Below are 17,223 nucleotides of genomic sequence, written 5' to 3' on the forward strand. Positions count from 1 at the left end.
AGAGGGTGCTGTGACTCTATCGGTAGGTCGATAAAATGAGCAGGGCGGGTCACGTATGAGCGGAAGCCCCGTGGCCGGGTGTCCGGAAGCCCATGCCACCATTGAGTCCGTGGCAAGCAAGCGAGGCAAGCAGACCGTCCGGGACATGTTCCTGTCGATGATGGTCATCACCGCACTGGCGGGCGTCATCTACATCTTCGTCCCGCACGACGACAAGGCCGATCCGGTCCGCGCCGTGGACTACCGGGTCGAGCTCGCGACGGCCAGGCGCGCGGCACCGTATCCGGTGGCCGCCCCGGCCGGGCTGTCGAAGGAGTGGAAGCCGACCTCCGTCTCGTACGAGGGGCAGGCGGGCGCCGGCTGGCACCTGGGCTTCCTCGACCCGGACGGCAAGTACGTCGCGGTGGAGCAGTCCACGTCCCCGGCGAAGAAGTACGTCCCCGAGGTCAGCCAGGACGCCAGGAACACCGGGCGTACCCGCGAGGTGGCCGGTGAGGCGTGGCAGCAGTGGGAGGGCCCGAAGTACGACGCCCTCGTGCTGCACGCCGAGGGCGTGACGACCGTGGTCACGGGCTCGGCCTCGACGGAGCGGCTGACGGAGATGGCGGCTGCGCTGAAGACGGCTCCCTGAACCGCGTTCCTCCCTACGTCGAAGACCCCCGCGGCGCCGAGCGCTGCGGGGGTCTTCGGTGTTTCCCGGGACTCAGACGGTCGTGACGACCTCGTCGTAGGACAGGCGCGGCAGCCGCGGGAGCGAGGCCTCCTCGCCCGGCTTGCCGATGTTGACGACCATGAGCACCTGGTGGTCGGCGTCGAGGAACTCCTTCTCGATGCCCGCGGCGTCGTAGCCGGTCATCGGGCCGGCGGCCAGCCCGGCGGCGCGGACGCCCACGATGAAGTAGGCGGCCTGCAGCGCGGAGTTGAGCGCGGCGGACTTCTCACGGACCGGACGCTCGGAGAAGAACACGTCCTTGGCCTGCGGGAAGTGCGGCAGGAGCGCCGGGAGCTCCTCGTGGAACTCGTTGTCCGCGACGAGGATCGCCACCAGCGGCGCGGCGGCGGTCTTCGGCCGGTTGCCCTCGGCCATGTGCTGGACGAGCCGCTCGCGGCCCTCCGCCGAGCGGACCAGGATGACGCGCAGCGGCGACTGGTTGAAGGCGGTGGGGCCGTACTTGACCAGGTCGTAGATCGCCTGGACCTGCTCCTCGGTCACCGGCTCGTCGGTGAACGTGTTGGCGGTGCGGGCCTCGCGGAAGAGGAGGTCCTGGGCGGCGGGGTCAAGGACGAGGGACATCTGGGGGGTTACCTTCCGAAGGCGGCTACGGGGTCACGTGCTCATGGGGATCACGCCGGCACGCGGTCGCGCGGGCGTGTGGATCACGCATGTCACGTGGGTCGCGCAAAGCGATGTGATCACCGTAACCGAGATATTGATTAACGTTCAACTAAATCGGTCCCAGGGTGATCGACCGCACAGTGCACCGCCCCGTTCGGGCGGATCCGGCGCCGCCGTCGGAATCAGTCCGTGCGCTCGCCCTGCGCGGGCTCCTCCGGGCCGGCCAGCGCCGCGTCCAGCCGGGCGCGCGCGCCCTCCAGCCAGCGCCGGCACACCTTCGCCAGCTCCTCGCCGCGCTCCCACAGGGCCAGCGACTCCTCCAGCGTCGTGCCGCCCGCCTCCAGGCGGCGCACGACCTCGATCAGCTCGTCCCGTGCCTGCTCGTAACCGAGCGTGCCGGTGGCCGCGGCCGCAGTCGTCGTCCCGTCGTCCGTCATGCGTTCACCCTATTCGTGAGCTGTGACATCAAGGGCCCGGCCACCGGCCCGCCCCCGGCCTCCGGCGCGTCACTCGGCCACCCGCACCGTGAACTCGCCCTCCGACACCCGGGCCCGCAGCTCCCCGCCCGGCTCCCCGGCGTCCGCCGGGGAGCGCACCACATGCCCGTCCGGCCGCTGCAGCACCGCGTACCCCCGCTCCAGCGTCGCCGCGGGTGACAGCGCGACCACCCGCGCGCGGGTGTGCGCGAGCTCCGAGTCGGCCCGGTCCAGCAGATGGCCCAGTACCCGGCGGCTCCGCCCGGCCAGCGCGTCGATCTCCGCCGCCCGCTCGTCCACCATCCGCTGCGGGCGCTCCATGGCGGACCGGCCCAGCGCGTGCGCCAGCCCTCGCTCCTCCCGGTCGAGCAGTCCCCGTACGGTCCGCAGCGCCCGGTCCCGGAGCTGCTGCACCCGGTCGAGCTCCTCGCCCACGTCGGGGACGACCTTCTTGGCCGCGTCGGTCGGCGTCGACGCCCGCAGGTCCGCGACCAGATCGAGCAGGGGGGAGTCCGGCTCGTGTCCGATGGCCGACACCACCGGCGTACGGCACGCGGCCACCGCGCGGATGAGCTGCTCGTCGGAGAACGGCAGGAGGTCCTCCACGCTGCCGCCGCCGCGCGCGACGACGATCACGTCGACCTCGGCCAGCTCGTCGAGCTCCCTCACCGCCTGGACGACCTGGTTCACCGCGTGCACTCCCTGAACGGCGGTGTTGCGTACCTCGAAGCGCACCGCGGGCCAGCGGCGCCGCGCGTTCTCCAGGACATCGCGCTCGGCCGCCGACGCCCTCCCGCAGACCAGGCCGATCAGCTGCGGCAGGAACGGCAGGGGCTTCTTGCGGTCCGGTGCGAACAGGCCCTCGGCGGCCAGCGACTTCTTCAGCTGCTCCAGCCGGACCAGCAGCTCGCCGATGCCCACCGGCCGTATCTCCGTGGCCCGCAGGGACAGCTGCCCGCGCGGCGCGTACCACTCGGGCTTGGCCAGGACGACGACCCGCGCGCCCTCCGTCACCACGTCGGCGATCCGGTCGAACACCTGGCGGAAGCACGTCACGCTCACCGAGATGTCGTGCGACGGGTCACGCAGTGTCAGAAAGACGACGCCGGCGCCCGGCCGCCGCGACAGCTGGGTGATCTGCCCCTCGACCCAGACCGCGCCGAGCCGGTCGATCCACCCCCCGATGAGCCGTGACACGTCGCCGACGGGCAGCGGAGCTTCCGGGGACGTAGTGAGAGCCATGCGGCGAGCGTATCGGCCGGGACGGACATCGACGGGGGAACCCGGCCAGGCTCCCGGCCCCCGGGGGCGCCGCCCGCCCCACCGCGTTCCTCAGGCCGCCTGCCGCCCCCACTGGGCCCCGAGCACCACCAGGCCGATGCCCAGCCAGCACAGCCCCACCAGCTGGGCGCTCGTCGTCGCCTCGAGGATGACCGCGATCAGGACACCGGCGCCCACCACCGGCAGCAGCACGTGGCGCCACCAGTTCGGCGGGCCCTCCATCCGGCGTACCGCGAACCAGCCCACCACCGACGCGTGCAGCAGTACGAACGCCGTGAGGGCGCCCACGTTCACGACCGACACCAGATGGTCGAGCCCGTCGTCGCGCCGGGCCGCCCACACCGCCGCCACCAGCGTCACGACCGCGGCGCCCCCGATCGCGACGCGCGGTACCCCGGACCCGCCGTCGACCCGGGCGAGGAACGACGGCAGCCGGTGCTCCCGGGCCATGGCGAACACCAGCCGGCCGGCCGCGGCCTGCCCGGCCAGCGCCGCGAAGGCCGCCCCGACGGCCTTGCTCACGGCCACCAGATCGTGCAGCCACGTCCCGACCGAGGCGTCCACCGCGTCGTAGAACGCCGACCCCTGCATCACCGGGTCCGCCGCCAGTTCCGCCGAGGTCACCGGCTGCAGCAGCGCCGCCAGGTACGACTGGACCACGAACAGCACCCCGGCGAGGACGAGACAGAACAGCACGGCCCGCGCCACCTTCGCCGAACCCCCCGTCACCTCCTCCGCGAACGAGGCGATCGCGTCGAAGCCCAGATACGAGAGCACCGCGACGGACACCGCCCCCAGCACCGCCGTCATCGAGAAACCGGAGTCCCCGGTGAACGGGGTCAGCCAGCCGCGCTGTGCCCCGTCCCTGGCGAGGACCACCACCGCGGACACCACGAACACCAGCAGCACCACGATTTCCATGGTGAGCACCGCGAAGCCCACCCGGGCGGCCGCCCGCACGCCCCACAGGTTGAGCAGCGTGGTCACGGCCACCGCGATCGCCGTCCACACCCACCGCGACACCTCCGGGACCAGCGCGTTCATCGCGATCCCGGAGAAGAGGTAGGCGACCGCCGGAATGAGCAGGTAGTCGAGCATCGCCATCCAGCCCGCGATGAAACCCGGCCCCTCCCCGAGCCCCTTGCGGGCGTACGCGAAGACCGAACCCGCCAGTGGTGCCACGCGCACCATCTGGGCGTAACTGAAGGCGGTGAAGGCCATCACGACAGTCGCCACGACATAGACCAGAGCGACGGCGCCGTCGGACTTCGCGTCGAGCGTGCCGAACACGCCGACCGGCGCCATCGGGGCGATGAAAAGCAGCCCGTAGACCACCAGGTCCCGGAAGCCGAGCGTGCGTCGCAGCCTTCCGCCGTCCGCGCTGCTGCCCGCCATGAGTCCTCCGTCGCTCGCCTGCCCGCCGCACAGGGCTTCAGTCTCCCGACCCCGCCGAGCCCGCGCCTGTTCGGTACGGCCTTACGATGGGACGCATGACTGCTACTCCTGCCCGCCGTGTCCTTCTCGCCGCGCCCCGTGGCTACTGCGCGGGCGTGGACCGTGCCGTGATCGCCGTCGAGAAGGCCCTGGAGCAGTACGGGGCCCCGATCTACGTCCGGCACGAGATCGTGCACAACAAGTACGTCGTACAGACCCTGGAGAAGAAGGGCGCGATCTTCGTCGACGTCACCGCGGAGGTCCCCGAGGGCTCCATCGTGATGTTCTCCGCCCACGGAGTCGCGCCGACCGTCCACGCGGAGGCCGCCGAGCGCAAGCTCGCCACCATCGACGCGACCTGCCCGCTCGTCACCAAGGTCCACAAGGAAGCCGTCCGCTTCGCCAAGGAGGACTACGACATCCTCCTGATCGGCCACGAGGGCCACGAGGAAGTCATCGGCACGAGCGGTGAGGCCCCCGACCACATCACGCTGGTCGACGGCCCCGAGGACGTCGCGGGCGTCTCCGTACGCGACGAGTCGAAGGTCGTCTGGCTCTCCCAGACCACGCTCTCCGTCGACGAGACGATGGAGACGGTGGACGCGCTCAAGGCGAAGTTCCCGAAGCTGATCTCCCCGCCCAGCGACGACATCTGCTACGCCACGCAGAACCGCCAGATCGCGGTGAAGAAGCTGGCCGAGGACGCCGAGCTGGTCATCGTCGTCGGCTCCAAGAACTCGTCGAACTCCATCCGCATGGTCGAGGTCGCCCTGGACGCCGGCGCGCCCGCCGCACACCTGGTGGACTTCGCCGACGAGATCGACGAGAGCTGGCTGGAGGGCGTCAGCACGGTCGGCCTCACCTCGGGTGCCTCGGTCCCCGACGTCCTGGTCGACGGGGTGCTGGAGTGGCTGGCCGAGCGGGGTTACGGCGACGTGGAGACGGTGAAGACCGCGGACGAGTCGATCATCTTCTCGCTGCCCAAGGAGCTCCGCAGGGACCTGCGCGCCGAGGCGGCCGCACTCTCCGCCGAGTAGGGGGAACGCACCCCGCGTGGCACGGATCCCCTCCCCGGGAAGTGATCCGTGCCACCTGCCCGTACCGTGGATTCCATGGAGATCTTCGGTGTGGACATCGGTGGGTCAGGGATCAAGGGTGCGCCCGTGGACCTGGACCGCGGAGAGCTGGCGCAGGAGCGCCACAAAGTACTGACACCGCATCCGGCCACGCCCGCGAGCGTGGCCGACGGTGTGGCCGAGGTTGTCGGCCACTTCGACTGGCAGGGCCCGGTCGGCATCACGTTCCCCGGGGTGGTCACGGGCGGCATCACCCGTACCGCGGCCAACGTGGACAAGGACTGGATCGACACGGACGCCCGTGCGCTGCTCAGCGGCCGCATCGGGCAGCCGGTCACGATCCTCAACGACGCCGACGCGGCCGGAATCGCCGAGATGACGTTCGGAGCGGGTCGCGGCCGCAAGGGCACCGTGATCATGCTGACCCTGGGCACGGGGATCGGCAGCGCCCTCTTCACCGGCGGACAGCTGGTCCCCAACACCGAGCTCGGCCACCTGGAACTGCACGGGCACGACGCGGAGAAGCGCGCCTCCACGAAGGCCAAGGAGGACGAGGACCTGAGCTGGCACCACTGGGCGCACCGGGTGCAGAAGTACCTGGTCCACGTGGAGATGCTGTTCTCGCCCGAACTCTTCATCATCGGCGGGGGAGTCAGCCGCAAGGCGGAGAAGTTCCTCCCCCTCATCGAACACGTACGGGCCGAGGTGGTTCCGGCCGAGCTGCAGAACAACGCGGGCATCGTGGGCGCGGCCATGGCGGCCGCGGGGAACTGACCAGGGCTACGGACGGGGGCGGCGCGCACCCTGACCGGACCTGGCCAGGTGCCGCTGCCGCTCCCGCATGTGCCGGACCTTGCGAACGGTCGCGATGATCCCGGCGACGAGCGTGCCCCCGTACAGCCAGCCCGCATGGACGGCGAGCGCCGTGACGACGGCCATCGTCTGCCCGCCGAAACCGCCCGTGCCCCCCGCGACCGGGATCACACCGACGGCGAAGGCGATGGGCACACTGATCGGCGCCGTGACCAGGTCGGCGGGGCGCACCCAGAGCGCCGTCAGCGCGCTGACGGGCAGGAACAGCACCCCGTACACGACCTCCGAACTGCCGAGGAGCAACCGGTCCAGGCAGGCCAGCAGGAACATGACCAGGGCCGCGAAGAGCCCGGCGCCGATGCCGGTCAGCCGGGGGTTGGGGAACCTGCGCAGCGCGAGCACCACGGGTGCGACGGTGCGGGACCTGGGCGCAGGCCCCGGTGCGACCGCCACTCCCACGCCTGCCGGTACCGGATAGGCCGCGGCCTCGCCGAGGCCGCCCGGCGGGGACAGCGGGGCCTGCTGGGGCTGCCTGCGCTGCGGGGTACGTGTCCTGTGCTGCTCCACCTGGACAACCTAGGTCGCGGCGCGGGTCCTTTCGGGCGTTGGACACGCGCTTTGGCCGACCTTGGCCCTGCGTTCGATACCGCTCGGCCGAAACCTGCCCCGTCCGGCCGCACACCCGCCCCGCCCCGGACCCGTGACCGGCCGCCCCGCCCCGCCCGTAAACTGGAGAATCGGTCCACACCGGGCCCGCCCTCCACAGCCCCTCAGCTCACTCATCGTCCTCACCTCAGGAAGTCGCCAAAGTGTCGCTCACGATCGGAATCGTCGGCCTGCCGAATGTCGGCAAGTCGACCCTGTTCAACGCCCTGACCAAGAACGACGTGCTGGCGGCCAACTACCCGTTCGCCACCATCGAGCCGAACGTCGGAGTCGTGGGCGTCCCCGACCCGCGCCTGCACACGCTCGCCGAGATCTTCGGCTCGCAGAAGCTGCTCCCCGCCACCGTCGACTTCGTCGACATCGCGGGCATCGTGCGCGGCGCGAGCGAGGGTGAGGGCCTGGGCAACAAGTTCCTCGCGAACATCCGCGAGTCCGATGCCATCTGCCAGGTCATCCGTGCCTTCAAGGACGAGAACGTCGTCCACGTCGACGGCAAGGTCTCGCCCAAGGACGACATCGAGACGATCAACACCGAGCTGATCCTGGCCGACCTCCAGTCCGTCGAGAAGGCCGTCCCGCGCCTGACGAAGGAGGCCCGCCTCCAGAAGGAGAAGGTCGCCGTCCTCGCCGCGGTCGAGGAGGCCCAGAAGATCCTCGAGGCGGGCGACACACTCTTCTCCGTGGGCATCACCGCGGCCACGGAGAAGGGGCAGCTCCTGCACGAGCTGCACCTGCTCACGACGAAGCCGTTCCTGTACGTCTTCAACGTCGACGAGGACGAGCTGGTCGACGAGGACTTCAAGAACGAGCAGCGCGCCCTCGTCGCCCCGGCCGAGGCCATCTTCCTCAACGCCAAGATCGAGTCCGAGCTGATCGAGCTCGACGACGACGAGGCCCTCGAGCTGCTCCAGTCCATGGGCCAGGAAGAGCCCGGCCTGGCGACCCTCGGCCGCGTCGGCTTCGACACGCTGGGTCTGCAGACCTACCTCACGGCAGGCCCGAAGGAGACCCGCGCCTGGACGATCAAGAAGGGCGCCACGGCTCCCGAGGCGGCCGGTGTGATCCACACCGACTTCCAGAAGGGCTTCATCAAGGCGGAGATCATCTCCTTCGACGACCTGGTCGAGACGGGCTCGGTCGCCGAGGCCCGCGCCAAGGGCAAGGCCCGCATGGAGGGCAAGGACTACGTCATGCAGGACGGCGACGTGGTGGAGTTCCGCTTCAACGTCTGATCGGTCCGTCACTGGGCCAGGGCGTTCCGGCAGGTTCGCAGGTGGCAAGGGGTCGGCTCCTCCGGGAGCCGACCCCTTGCCGTTTTCCGCGCCGTTCCACTGCGGGATGGGTGCCGGATGTCCTGACGCACCGTTACCTGGAGCGGTCGGCCGGCAGTTCGAGCATCGGCTCGAAGGGGGAGTCCTCCTCATCGGGAACGTAGGGGAGGAAGCCGTCCGGGACGGTGCGGGCGGCTGTGGTGACGAGGCGGTCGAGTACGTCCTGTTCCGTCGCCGGGGGGAGTCCCAGGGCGGCCAGGAGGCGTTCGCAGGCCGCGGGGTGGTCCGGGTGGTCGTCGAGGTAATCGGAGCCCAGGGCCGGGGGCCGAAAGCCGGCCAGGGCGTCGTGCCAGGACGGGAGGACGACAGCGAGGGTCAGGGCCTCAGCGAGGGACTCGCCGATCAGGGTGGCCCGGCCCTCGGAGTCGGTGTAGAGGACGGGGCGGGGGCCGCCGGGGTCGGCCGGGCCGCAGAGGTAGTGGGTGCCGCCCGCGTTGCAGCCGGCGACGGGCTCGACCGGGAGGCCGTTGGGCAGGGCGATCGACTCGATCGGGTCGGTGCGGGCGAGGTCGAACTCTCCGTCGCAGGCCAGGTAGGAGGCGGTCTCGGGATGCGCGGCGATCCTTTCGAGCAAGGCGTCGTCCGAGAGGGCGGCCGGGTTGAGGGCTGAGGCGATCGCGGGGGTGAGCGGATGTCCGGCCAGGACGTGACGGACGGCGTCGAGAGGGACGGGGCGCTCGTAGCAGTCCTCGAAGTGGGCCCGGACGGCTTCGGGGGAGCGGTCGGCGAGGAGATGGAAGAGGAAGCCGGAGCCGTCAGGGTCCTCGCTGCCGGGCGGGAAGGCGATGGACGAGCCCGTGCGCCACGTCGTGTCGTCGGTCTCCCGCCACAGGCAGGCGGTGACGTGAGGGGCGTCGATGTCGTCGTCCCGGAAGGCCGGTTCGTCCAGGAGCGTGCGCAGCGCGGCGGGTACGTCGTCGATGACACCGGGCCAGACCTGCTCGTCGCCCGCCCCGTACGGGCTCATCCTCGACTCGTGGGCGAACCCGCGTATGAGCGTGCCGGCCGGGGTGAAGAGGACCGAGAAATCGTCCCCCGAGCCGTTGTCCATCAAGGCTGCCTCTTCGCCGGGGCCCCAGGTGGTGCTGAAGGTGTAGTAACAGAACTGTGGATCGTCGCAGATCCTGGCCTCCAGGACAGCCAACGCACGCAGGTGGGCGCGGAGTTCGGCGGGGTCGGGAAGGAGGGCGGCGATCTCGTGCACGGTGCTCATGGCGTCATGGAAGCAGTCACCACCGACAACCCGGCGCAGCCGGAAGGCCCCGAGGGATCGGGAGAGGCCATCACCCGGTCATGATCGGCGAGTTCGCCCATGATCTCTTCGGCATCGCACCCGGGGCGGACGCGCCGTCCGGCGCGACCCGGTTCTTCGCTTCTATCCTGGTAGGGAGGGCGGACGGGCTCGCGGCGAGCGCGAAGGGAACTGCCCATGACCGAGCGGATCAGCTACCCCCGGCAGACCTCGGCGGGGCCGGAGAGCCGTCAGGCTCTCGAACGGGCCAGGGAGGCCGTCTCCCGCGAGGCGTGGGGCGATGCCTACCAGGTGATGCACGGCATCGACCCGGACCTCCTCGACGCCGACGATCTCGTCGCTCTCGCCGACGCAGCCTGGTGGACCAGCCGCGTCGACGAGTCCGTGGCGGTGCGGACGAAGGCGTACTCCGCCTACGTGGACGGGGGCGAGCCCCGGCAGGCCGGTCACTGTGCGTGGATGCTCTTCTACGAGCACCGGCAGGCCGGGCGGAATGCCGCGGCCGCCGGCTGGCTGCACCGTGCGCGGCAGCGGCTCGGGGGTGAGCCCGAGTGCGTCGAGCAGTGCTACCTGGCGTGGGCCGATTCCGAGGAGGCGCAGAACCGCGGTGCCTTCGGTGAAGCCATGGACCATGCCCGCCGGATGGCCGGCATCGCGCAGCGCTGCGGCAGTGCGGACCTCCTGGCCCTGAGCACCGAGGCCGAAGCGGGTGTGCTGCTGGCCGAGGGGCGGGTCGCCGAGGGGATCGACCGGCTCGACGACGCGATGTGCGCGGTAGCGGCGGGCGAGCTCAGCGCCTTCTTCACCGGATGGATCTTCTGTCTCGGCCTCCAGCAGTGCATGGCCTGCGCAGAACTCGACCGGGCCGTCGAATGGACCGAGGCGGCCATGGCCTGGTGCGCCGCGATGCCCGAGGAGAACAACTTCCGCGGTCTGTGCCGGGTGCACCGGGTGGAGGTGCTCGAGCTGCGCGGCTCCTGGTCGCAGGCCGCCGTCGAGGCGGCCCTGACCTGCAAGGAGCTGTTGCCGTACGAGGCGCAGGCGGCCGCCGAGGCGGTGTATCTCGAGGGTGAGATCCAGCGCAGGCGCGGTGACACGGCTGCCGCCGAGCGCTCGTACGCCCGTGCACGCGAACTCGGCCGTGACCCGCAGCCGGGCCTCGCCCTGCTCCTCCTCGCCCAGGGCAGGTCCGACGCCTCGGAAGCCGCGCTGCGGGTCGCGATCGCCGCAGACGGAGGCCGGCACCGCGGCCGGCTGTTCGCGGCCCAGGTCGAGATCCTCCTCGCCCTCGGCCGGCTCGACGAGGCCCGCGCGGTGGCGGACGAGCTGGCGGCCGTCGCGCGAGAGTGGCAGCTGCGGCGGGAGTCCGATCGCACGTGGCCGCACGCGACCGCGGCGTGGGCGGGCGGCGCCGTCGCCTTCGCCGACCACGACCTTCGGCGCGCGTTTCCGCTGCTGCACCGGGCGCTGGCGCTCTGGCTCGACCTGGGGGTCCCGTACGAGGCCGCGCAGACCCGGATGACCCTGGCCGCCGCCGACCGGGCGGCGGGGGACGACGAGAGCGCGCGTCTCGAGCTGCGTGCCGCCCATGCGGCCTTCGAGGCGCTGGGGGCGGTACCCGACGCACGCAGGGCGGCGGCCCTGCTCCGGCTCCCCGGCGAGCTCACCGGGCGGGAGGTCGAGGTGCTCCGGCTGGTCGCAGGCGGGCGGACCAACCGGGCCGTCGCCGCCGAGCTCACCATCAGCGAGCACACCGTCGCCCGGCACCTCAACAACATCTTCGCCAAGATCGACGTGTCCTCGCGGGCCGCCGCCACCGCGTACGCGTACACACACGGCCTGGTCGCACCCCGCGCATAGGCCGTTCCGCCCATCCGCACGCCGACCGGATGGGCAGTTCGGACGATGAACGCGATGCGCTTCCGGACTACAACGGAAGTACGGAGCTGAACCCGTACAGCCGAGGACAGGAGAGCGGTGGTGGTCATGACCACCTTGGCACGAACTTGGGACGGCGCAGCAGCCGAGCGGCTGAGGGAGGCCGTGCACGGCGACATCGTCCAGCCCGGCGAACCCGGCTACGACGAGGCCCGCACGGTCTACAACGCGATGATCGACAAGAGACCCGCCGTCGTCGTCAGGGCCGCCGACGCGGGCGACGTCATCGCCACGGTGAACCTGGCCCGGGAGCAGGACCTGGCCCTGGCGGTACGGGGCGGCGCCCACAGCGTGTCCGGCTACGGCACCTGCGACGACGGGGTCGTCCTGGACCTCTCGGGGATGCGCGGAGTCCGGGTCGCCCCCACCGCGCGCACCGCGTGGGCGGAGGGAGGCTGCACCTGGGCGGACGTCAACCACGCCACGCACGCCTTCGGCCTGGCCACCACCGGGGGAGTGGTCTCCAGCACCGGCATCGGCGGGCTCACCACCGGCGGCGGCATGGGCCACCTGGCCAGGAGCTGCGGGCTGGTCTGCGACAACCTCGTCGCGGCCGACGTGGTCGTGGCCGACGGATCCTTCCTGACCTGTACCGGGGATCCGGACGACGAGAACGCGGACCTCTTCTGGGCCCTGCGGGGAGGCGGAGGCAACTTCGGCGTCGTCACGTCCTTCGCCTACCGGCTGCACCCCGTGGCCGACATCCTGGGCGGCCCGACGTTCTACCCGCTCGACGTCGACGTACTGCGGCGGTACCGGGAACTGGTCGCCGAGTCCGACGAGCGGCTCGGAGCACTGCTGGTCGTCGGGCTCGGCCCGCCGCTCCCGTTCCTGCCCGAGCGATGGCACGGGCGGCCGCTGTGCGGTGTCGTCGCCTGCTGGGCCGGGCCCGAGGCGCAGGACGACGAGATACGCGCCCGCCTCGCCGGCCTCGGCCCGGTTCTCGGGCAGCACGTCGGGCGCATGCCGTACCCGGTGATCAACACCCTCTTCGACGAGCTGCTCCCCGCAGGGCTCTTCCACTACTGGAAAGGCACGTTCAGCAAGGGGCTGCCGGACGGGGCCATCGACGCGTACGTCGAGTACGGCGCCGAATCCCCTTCCATCCAGAGCTCGACCGTCGTGTTCCCCATCGACGGCGCCTGCCACCGGGTCGCACCCGAGTCAACCGCGTTCGCCTACCGCGACGCGGACTTCTCGACCGCGATCAGCCCCACCCTCCCCACACGCGACGAATGCGTGGCCAACAAGGACTGGGTACGCCGTTTCGCCGAGGCGCTGCGACCCCACTCGATGGAGGGCGCGTACGTCAACTTCATGGGAGAGGACGACCAGGATCGGGTCCGGGCCAACTACCGGCAGAACTACGACCGGCTGACGACGGTCAAGCGGCGGTACGACCCCTCCAACCTGTTCCGTCTGAACCACAACATCGCCCCATGAACCGGACCGGGCGGATCCGCGGCCCTGAGCCGACCTGGACCCGCCCCCGCGGTCCTCGGAGCAGGGACTCGGGGGCGCGTTCACCGGCCGTGGACCACCAGTTCGCGCACGCCCGCCAGGACCGGCCGTCGAGCGACGTCTCCAGGGTGTGGGAGGCGGGAACGGTGCGGACCACCGGGGGGTGAAGGAGCTGACCCAGGACCCGGCGCAGGTCCACCGTCAGGCCTCCTGTCGCGCCGTCGGGGGACCACGCCGTCGACGGGCTGCCGTCCACGGCCGCGGCGGCGTACAGGCCGGGGATGTCGGACGTGGCCGTCGCAGGGCGGCGATCACCTCGCGGCCCTCGGTGAGGCCCCTGTCGCGGACGTAGAGCCCGGAGACGAAGGCACCGTCGTACCGTGGTGTAGAGGGGCCGGCCCGTCCTCCCGGCGGATCTGCCGGGTGCGTCCCGGGCGTCCGCGTGGCCCGTCCGCCCGCACGAGGCGGGCGGCGCGCCGTCACGGGTGCGGCCGCGGGTGAACGGTTGACCGGACGGCGCATCGGAGCGGACCGGTCCAGGGCAGAGGGAGAACGGCATGTCGTATCCGGAACCCGTGTACGCGGACGGCGAGGGCGAGATCAGTGCCCAGTACCGCCCTGCGGACACCACGCCGAATCTGCTGACGCGCAGCGGCGGCACCACGCACTACCTGGCGACGACGGAGTCGACGCACGGCGAGTTCGGTCTCTACCGGATCAACATGGCGCCCAGGGCCGGTGGCCCTGCCACGCACTTCCACCGCACGATCTCGGAGTCGTTCTTCATCCTCGACGGGACGGTGCGGATCTACAACGGCGAGCGCTGGGTCGACACGACCGAGGGCGACTTCCTGTACGTACCGCAGGGTGGCCTGCACGCCTTCCGCAACGACTCGGACGCACCGGCTTCGATGCTGCTGCTGTTCACGCCCGGGGCGCCGCGCGAGGAGTACTTCGAGAAGGTGTCGCAGGTCTCCGACTGGCCGGAGAAGGAGCGCGCGGAGTTCTTCATCAGGCACGACACGTACTGGACGGACTGACGGTTCCGGTCACGGCGCGGGCGCCAAGCCTGTCTTGAGGCCCGCGCCGCACAAGGGCACGACGACACTGCGGTCCGTCCACTCACCCACGGCCGCCCAGCAGGCGACCCCGGTCGTCTCCACGAAGAAGCCGCGAGCCGCAAGGTCCTGCTGCGCGGCGCGGATCCGGTCCTCGGTGACCGTGAGGAAGGTGCCGCCCGACTCCCTGACGGCCGCAAGGATCTGACGGGCACGCGGGGGACGGGGAATGGCGATGCCCTCCGCGAGCGTGGGCGACGCATGGCCGGGGGAGTCGAGCAGTTCGCCGGCGCCCGCGCGGAACGCCTCGGCGAGCGGGGACACGGCCTCGGCCTGTACGGCGATCAGCGCGGGACGCCGGTCGATCAGGCCCTGCGCGAGGAGTTCCGCCGTGGCCATGGCCGCACCGAGGAGCAGGGTGCCGTTGCCGACCGGCACGGCGATCGCGTCCGGCAGGCTGCCGCCGAGGTCTTCCCACATCTCGTAGACGTAGGTCTTCGTGCCGTGAAGGAAGTACGGGTTGAAGACGTGCGAGGCGTAGAAGGTGCTGGGCGCGTCGGCGGCGGCGCGGGCGGCCCTCGCGGTGGCCTCGCGGTCGCCGGGCACGATCTCCAACCGGGCGCCGTGCGCACGGATCTGCTCGGTCTTCTTCGGGGACGTCCCCTCGGGGACGTACACCGTGCAGGGCAGGCCGGCCCGGGCGCAGTACGCGGCGACGGCCGTGCCCGCGTTGCCACTGCTGTCCGCGACGACCCGCTCCGGGGCGAGCCGGCGGGCCAGTTCGGCGAGCATGACCGCGCCCCGGTCCTTGAAGGACAGTGTCGGCATCAGGTAGTCGAGCTTGGCCGAGACATTCGGGGTGAGGGGGACGAGCGGGGTCCGGCCCTCGCCGAGGCTGACCGCCGGATCGCCGAGGGGCAGCGCCTCCTCGTAACGCCACAGTGAACTTACGCGTCCGGTCAGCGAGTCGAGGGACATCGGTGACCGGACGTCGAAGTCGAGGTCCCAGGGGCCCCGGCAGAGGGGACAACACCAGGTCAGGTCGGTCGTGTCTGCACGGGTCCCGTCCTGCGGGCAGCGATAGGTGGCCATGCCCGCCAGCATGTCAGCCGTGTGGCGAATGTATTGCTCATGCCAAGACAGTCTTGTGGGATTCCTATGGATGGGCCAATCTTTCGCTGGCAGCGGGTACGCGGCAGTAACGACGGAAACCGGAGCACGGTTCTGTCGGGTCTGGTTTGTCATGCCCATGCTGCTATTTGGCCGAATGCACCCCGCTCGGCCGAATGCACCCCCCATGCACCGCGATGCAGCAACGCACCCCCAGGCATCCCCCACCAGTGCACCGCAAACGAGGAGGACCCCTCACATGGCAGTGAAGCGTCACGCACGCTACGCGCGAAGACTGGCCGCGACGAGCGTCATAACCGGCGCGGCCCTCGCCCTTTCGACCGCTGCGGCCTTCCCGGCCCTCGCGTCCCCGAGCGCGCCGGAAGGCCGGATCGAGAACGCGGGCGCCCCGGGCGCCATCAGCGGCAGCTACATCGTCACCCTCGACGAATCCGCCGCCGACGCCGGATCCGCCGACGGCAAGGCGCTCGCCGCGGAGTACGGCGCGAAGATCAAGAAGACCTACAGTGCGGCGCTCAACGGCTACGCCGTCGAACTCTCGGCCGCGCAGGCGAAGAAGTTCGCCGCGGACCCGGCAGTCGAGTCCGTCGTGCAGAACCGGACCTTCACGATCTCGGGCACCCAGCCCTCCCCGCCCTCGTGGGGACTGGACCGGATCGACCAGACGGCCCTGCCGCTGAACCAGAGCTACACCTACCCGGACAAGGCGGGGGAGGGTGTCACCGCGTACATCATCGACACCGGTGTACGCATCAGTCACAGCGACTTCGGCGGCCGCGCGTCGAACGGCTACGACGCCATCGACAACGACAACACCGCGCAGGACGGCAACGGCCACGGCACCCACGTCGCCGGCACCGTCGCCGGGACCTCGTACGGCGTCGCCAAGAAGGCGAAGATCGTCGGCGTCCGGGTCCTCGACAACAGCGGCTCCGGCACCACCGCGCAGGTCGTCGCGGGCATCGACTGGGTGACGGCCAACGCCGTCAAGCCGGCCGTCGCCAACATGAGCCTGGGCGGCGGCGCGGACACCGCGCTCGACACCGCCGTACGCAACTCGATCGCCTCCGGTGTCACCTACGCCGTCGCGGCGGGCAACGAGTCGACGAACGCCTCCACCAAGTCCCCGGCGCGCGTCGCCGAGGCCATCACGGTCGGCTCCACCACCAGCACCGACGCCCGTTCGAGCTTCTCGAACTACGGCACCGTCCTGGACATCTTCGCGCCGGGCTCCTCGATCACCTCGTCGTGGAACACCGGTGACAGCGCGACCAACACCATCTCGGGCACGTCGATGGCGAGCCCGCACGTCGCCGGCGCCGCAGCCCTGTACCTCGCCGACCACCCGGGCCAGACCCCGGCGCAGGTCTCGGCGGGACTGGTCGCCGCGGCCACCAGCGGTGTGGTGACGAGCCCGGGCACCGGGTCGCCGAACAAGCTGCTGAACGTCGGCACGGGCACCACCCCGCCGCCCACCGGCACCAAGTTCGAGAGCACGACCGGCTACACGATCGCCGACAACGCCACGGTCGAGTCGCCGATCACCGTCTCCGGTATCAGTGGTAACGCACCGTCAGCGCTCAGCGTTCCCGTGAACATCACGCACACCTACTCCGGCGACCTGAAGATCGACCTGGTCGCGCCCGACGGTTCGGTCTACAACCTGAAGGCGTACGGGACGGGCGGCAGCGCCGACAACGTGATCACCACCTACACGGTGAACGCCTCGTCGGAGGTCGCGAACGGCGCCTGGAAGCTCCGGGTCAGCGACAACGCCACGTACGACACCGGGAGGATCAACTCCTGGGCACTGCAGTTCTGATGCCGGACCGCTTCTGAGCCGGACCTGAACGCACGCGGGGGGGGGGGCGGGGGCCGCCGCCCCCCCCCCAGACGCCCGGTCAACAGCGCCATAACCGCCCGCGGGCCCAGCCGGCGGTTTTGACCCGGGGGGGCCCCGGCGAACAAGA

General features: G+C 71.0%; 15 protein-coding genes and 1 pseudogene. 8 read left to right on the forward strand and 8 right to left on the reverse strand.

Annotated features, from left to right (window positions below; all coding sequences use genetic code 11):
- Positions 1-109 precede the first annotated feature (109 nt).
- The gene (locus ACFW9O_RS23930; protein ID WP_384611998.1) at positions 110-631 is read left to right on the forward strand and encodes a DUF4245 domain-containing protein; all 522 of its coding nucleotides are present in this window, start codon (positions 110-112) and stop codon (positions 629-631) included.
- A gap of 72 nt (positions 632-703) precedes the next feature.
- Here the strand turns inward: ACFW9O_RS23930 and ACFW9O_RS23935 are convergent, their stop codons facing one another.
- From ACFW9O_RS23935 to ACFW9O_RS23950, 4 genes are all read right to left on the reverse strand, one after another.
- On the reverse strand, positions 704-1,294 hold the full coding sequence (locus ACFW9O_RS23935; protein ID WP_384612000.1) for a malonic semialdehyde reductase: 591 nt from the start codon (positions 1,292-1,294) through the stop codon (positions 704-706).
- 224 nt (positions 1,295-1,518) lie between these two features.
- A complete protein-coding gene (locus ACFW9O_RS23940; RefSeq protein ID WP_384612001.1) occupies positions 1,519-1,773 on the reverse strand; it encodes an exodeoxyribonuclease VII small subunit in 255 nt (84 codons plus the stop codon).
- 69 nt (positions 1,774-1,842) lie between these two features.
- Positions 1,843-3,054, reverse strand: coding sequence for an exodeoxyribonuclease VII large subunit (gene xseA / locus ACFW9O_RS23945; protein WP_384612003.1), 1,212 nt, complete (start codon positions 3,052-3,054; stop codon positions 1,843-1,845).
- A gap of 90 nt (positions 3,055-3,144) precedes the next feature.
- Positions 3,145-4,488, reverse strand: a complete 1,344-nt coding sequence (locus ACFW9O_RS23950) for an APC family permease (RefSeq protein WP_384612005.1) — start codon at positions 4,486-4,488, stop codon at positions 3,145-3,147.
- A gap of 86 nt (positions 4,489-4,574) precedes the next feature.
- Here ACFW9O_RS23950 and ACFW9O_RS23955 point away from each other — a divergent pair, with 86 nt between their 5' ends.
- On the forward strand, positions 4,575-5,564 hold the full coding sequence (locus ACFW9O_RS23955; RefSeq protein ID WP_384612007.1) for a 4-hydroxy-3-methylbut-2-enyl diphosphate reductase: 990 nt from the start codon (positions 4,575-4,577) through the stop codon (positions 5,562-5,564).
- A 75-nt stretch (positions 5,565-5,639) separates the two neighbouring features.
- Positions 5,640-6,377: a polyphosphate--glucose phosphotransferase gene (gene ppgK, locus ACFW9O_RS23960; protein WP_351175060.1), complete on the forward strand. Its 738-nt coding sequence runs from the start codon at positions 5,640-5,642 to the stop codon at positions 6,375-6,377.
- Positions 6,378-6,383: 6 nt separating this feature from the next.
- Here the strand turns inward: ppgK and ACFW9O_RS23965 are convergent, their stop codons facing one another.
- Positions 6,384-6,983: a DUF6542 domain-containing protein gene (locus ACFW9O_RS23965; RefSeq protein ID WP_384612009.1), complete on the reverse strand. Its 600-nt coding sequence runs from the start codon at positions 6,981-6,983 to the stop codon at positions 6,384-6,386.
- 242 nt (positions 6,984-7,225) lie between these two features.
- On the opposite strand from ACFW9O_RS23965, the gene ychF reads away from it, so the two are divergent.
- Positions 7,226-8,314 (forward strand): redox-regulated ATPase YchF, encoded by a 1,089-nt coding sequence (gene ychF, locus ACFW9O_RS23970; RefSeq protein ID WP_329207796.1) that lies wholly within the window; start codon positions 7,226-7,228, stop codon positions 8,312-8,314.
- 133 nt (positions 8,315-8,447) lie between these two features.
- Here ychF and ACFW9O_RS23975 read toward each other — a convergent pair whose 3' ends face one another.
- On the reverse strand, positions 8,448-9,626 hold the full coding sequence (locus ACFW9O_RS23975; RefSeq protein ID WP_384612010.1) for a hypothetical protein: 1,179 nt from the start codon (positions 9,624-9,626) through the stop codon (positions 8,448-8,450).
- A gap of 216 nt (positions 9,627-9,842) precedes the next feature.
- Between ACFW9O_RS23975 and ACFW9O_RS23980 the strand changes: the two genes are divergently transcribed.
- Positions 9,843-11,525 (forward strand): LuxR C-terminal-related transcriptional regulator, encoded by a 1,683-nt coding sequence (locus tag ACFW9O_RS23980; protein WP_384612012.1) that lies wholly within the window; start codon positions 9,843-9,845, stop codon positions 11,523-11,525.
- 126 nt (positions 11,526-11,651) lie between these two features.
- Entirely contained in the window at positions 11,652-13,046 is a 1,395-nt protein-coding gene (locus ACFW9O_RS23985; protein WP_384612014.1) for an FAD-binding oxidoreductase, read from the forward strand.
- A 112-nt stretch (positions 13,047-13,158) separates the two neighbouring features.
- On the opposite strand, the pseudogene ACFW9O_RS23990 reads toward ACFW9O_RS23985, so the two are convergent.
- A pseudogene (locus ACFW9O_RS23990) lies at positions 13,159-13,371 on the reverse strand (discoidin domain-containing protein); the annotation flags it as partial.
- A gap of 250 nt (positions 13,372-13,621) precedes the next feature.
- On the opposite strand from ACFW9O_RS23990, the gene ACFW9O_RS23995 reads away from it, so the two are divergent.
- Positions 13,622-14,104 (forward strand): cupin domain-containing protein, encoded by a 483-nt coding sequence (locus tag ACFW9O_RS23995; protein ID WP_351175050.1) that lies wholly within the window; start codon positions 13,622-13,624, stop codon positions 14,102-14,104.
- Between the two features lie 9 nt (positions 14,105-14,113).
- On the opposite strand, the gene ACFW9O_RS24000 is transcribed toward ACFW9O_RS23995, so the two are convergent.
- Complete coding sequence (locus ACFW9O_RS24000) at positions 14,114-15,214, reverse strand: threonine synthase (protein WP_384612016.1); 1,101 nt, start codon at positions 15,212-15,214, stop codon at positions 14,114-14,116.
- 277 nt (positions 15,215-15,491) lie between these two features.
- Here ACFW9O_RS24000 and ACFW9O_RS24005 point away from each other — a divergent pair, with 277 nt between their 5' ends.
- Positions 15,492-17,075, forward strand: a complete 1,584-nt coding sequence (locus tag ACFW9O_RS24005; protein WP_384612017.1) for a S8 family serine peptidase — start codon at positions 15,492-15,494, stop codon at positions 17,073-17,075.
- Positions 17,076-17,223: the final 148 nt, after the last annotated feature.

Source organism: Streptomyces sp. NPDC059499, assembly GCF_042749285.1.
Lineage (GTDB): Bacteria > Actinomycetota > Actinomycetes > Streptomycetales > Streptomycetaceae > Streptomyces.

Bases quoted from the DNA above. Each gene is read 5' to 3' on its own strand.
- ACFW9O_RS23935 (WP_384612000.1), bottom strand. From the start codon at position 1,294: ATGTCCCTCGTCCTTGACCCCGCCGCCCAGGACCTCCTCTTCCGCGAG.
- ACFW9O_RS23940 (WP_384612001.1), bottom strand. From the start codon at position 1,773: ATGACGGACGACGGGACGACGACTGCGGCCGCGGCCACCGGCACGCTC.
- xseA (WP_384612003.1), bottom strand. From the start codon at position 3,054: ATGGCTCTCACTACGTCCCCGGAAGCTCCGCTGCCCGTCGGCGACGTG.
- ACFW9O_RS23950 (WP_384612005.1), bottom strand. From the start codon at position 4,488: ATGGCGGGCAGCAGCGCGGACGGCGGAAGGCTGCGACGCACGCTCGGC.
- ACFW9O_RS23955 (WP_384612007.1), top strand. From the start codon at position 4,575: ATGGGACGCATGACTGCTACTCCTGCCCGCCGTGTCCTTCTCGCCGCG.
- ppgK (WP_351175060.1), top strand. From the start codon at position 5,640: ATGGAGATCTTCGGTGTGGACATCGGTGGGTCAGGGATCAAGGGTGCG.
- ACFW9O_RS23975 (WP_384612010.1), bottom strand. From the start codon at position 9,626: ATGAGCACCGTGCACGAGATCGCCGCCCTCCTTCCCGACCCCGCCGAA.
- ACFW9O_RS23980 (WP_384612012.1), top strand. From the start codon at position 9,843: ATGACCGAGCGGATCAGCTACCCCCGGCAGACCTCGGCGGGGCCGGAG.
- ACFW9O_RS23985 (WP_384612014.1), top strand. From the start codon at position 11,652: ATGACCACCTTGGCACGAACTTGGGACGGCGCAGCAGCCGAGCGGCTG.
- ACFW9O_RS23995 (WP_351175050.1), top strand. From the start codon at position 13,622: ATGTCGTATCCGGAACCCGTGTACGCGGACGGCGAGGGCGAGATCAGT.
- ACFW9O_RS24000 (WP_384612016.1), bottom strand. From the start codon at position 15,214: ATGGCCACCTATCGCTGCCCGCAGGACGGGACCCGTGCAGACACGACC.
- ACFW9O_RS24005 (WP_384612017.1), top strand. From the start codon at position 15,492: ATGGCAGTGAAGCGTCACGCACGCTACGCGCGAAGACTGGCCGCGACG.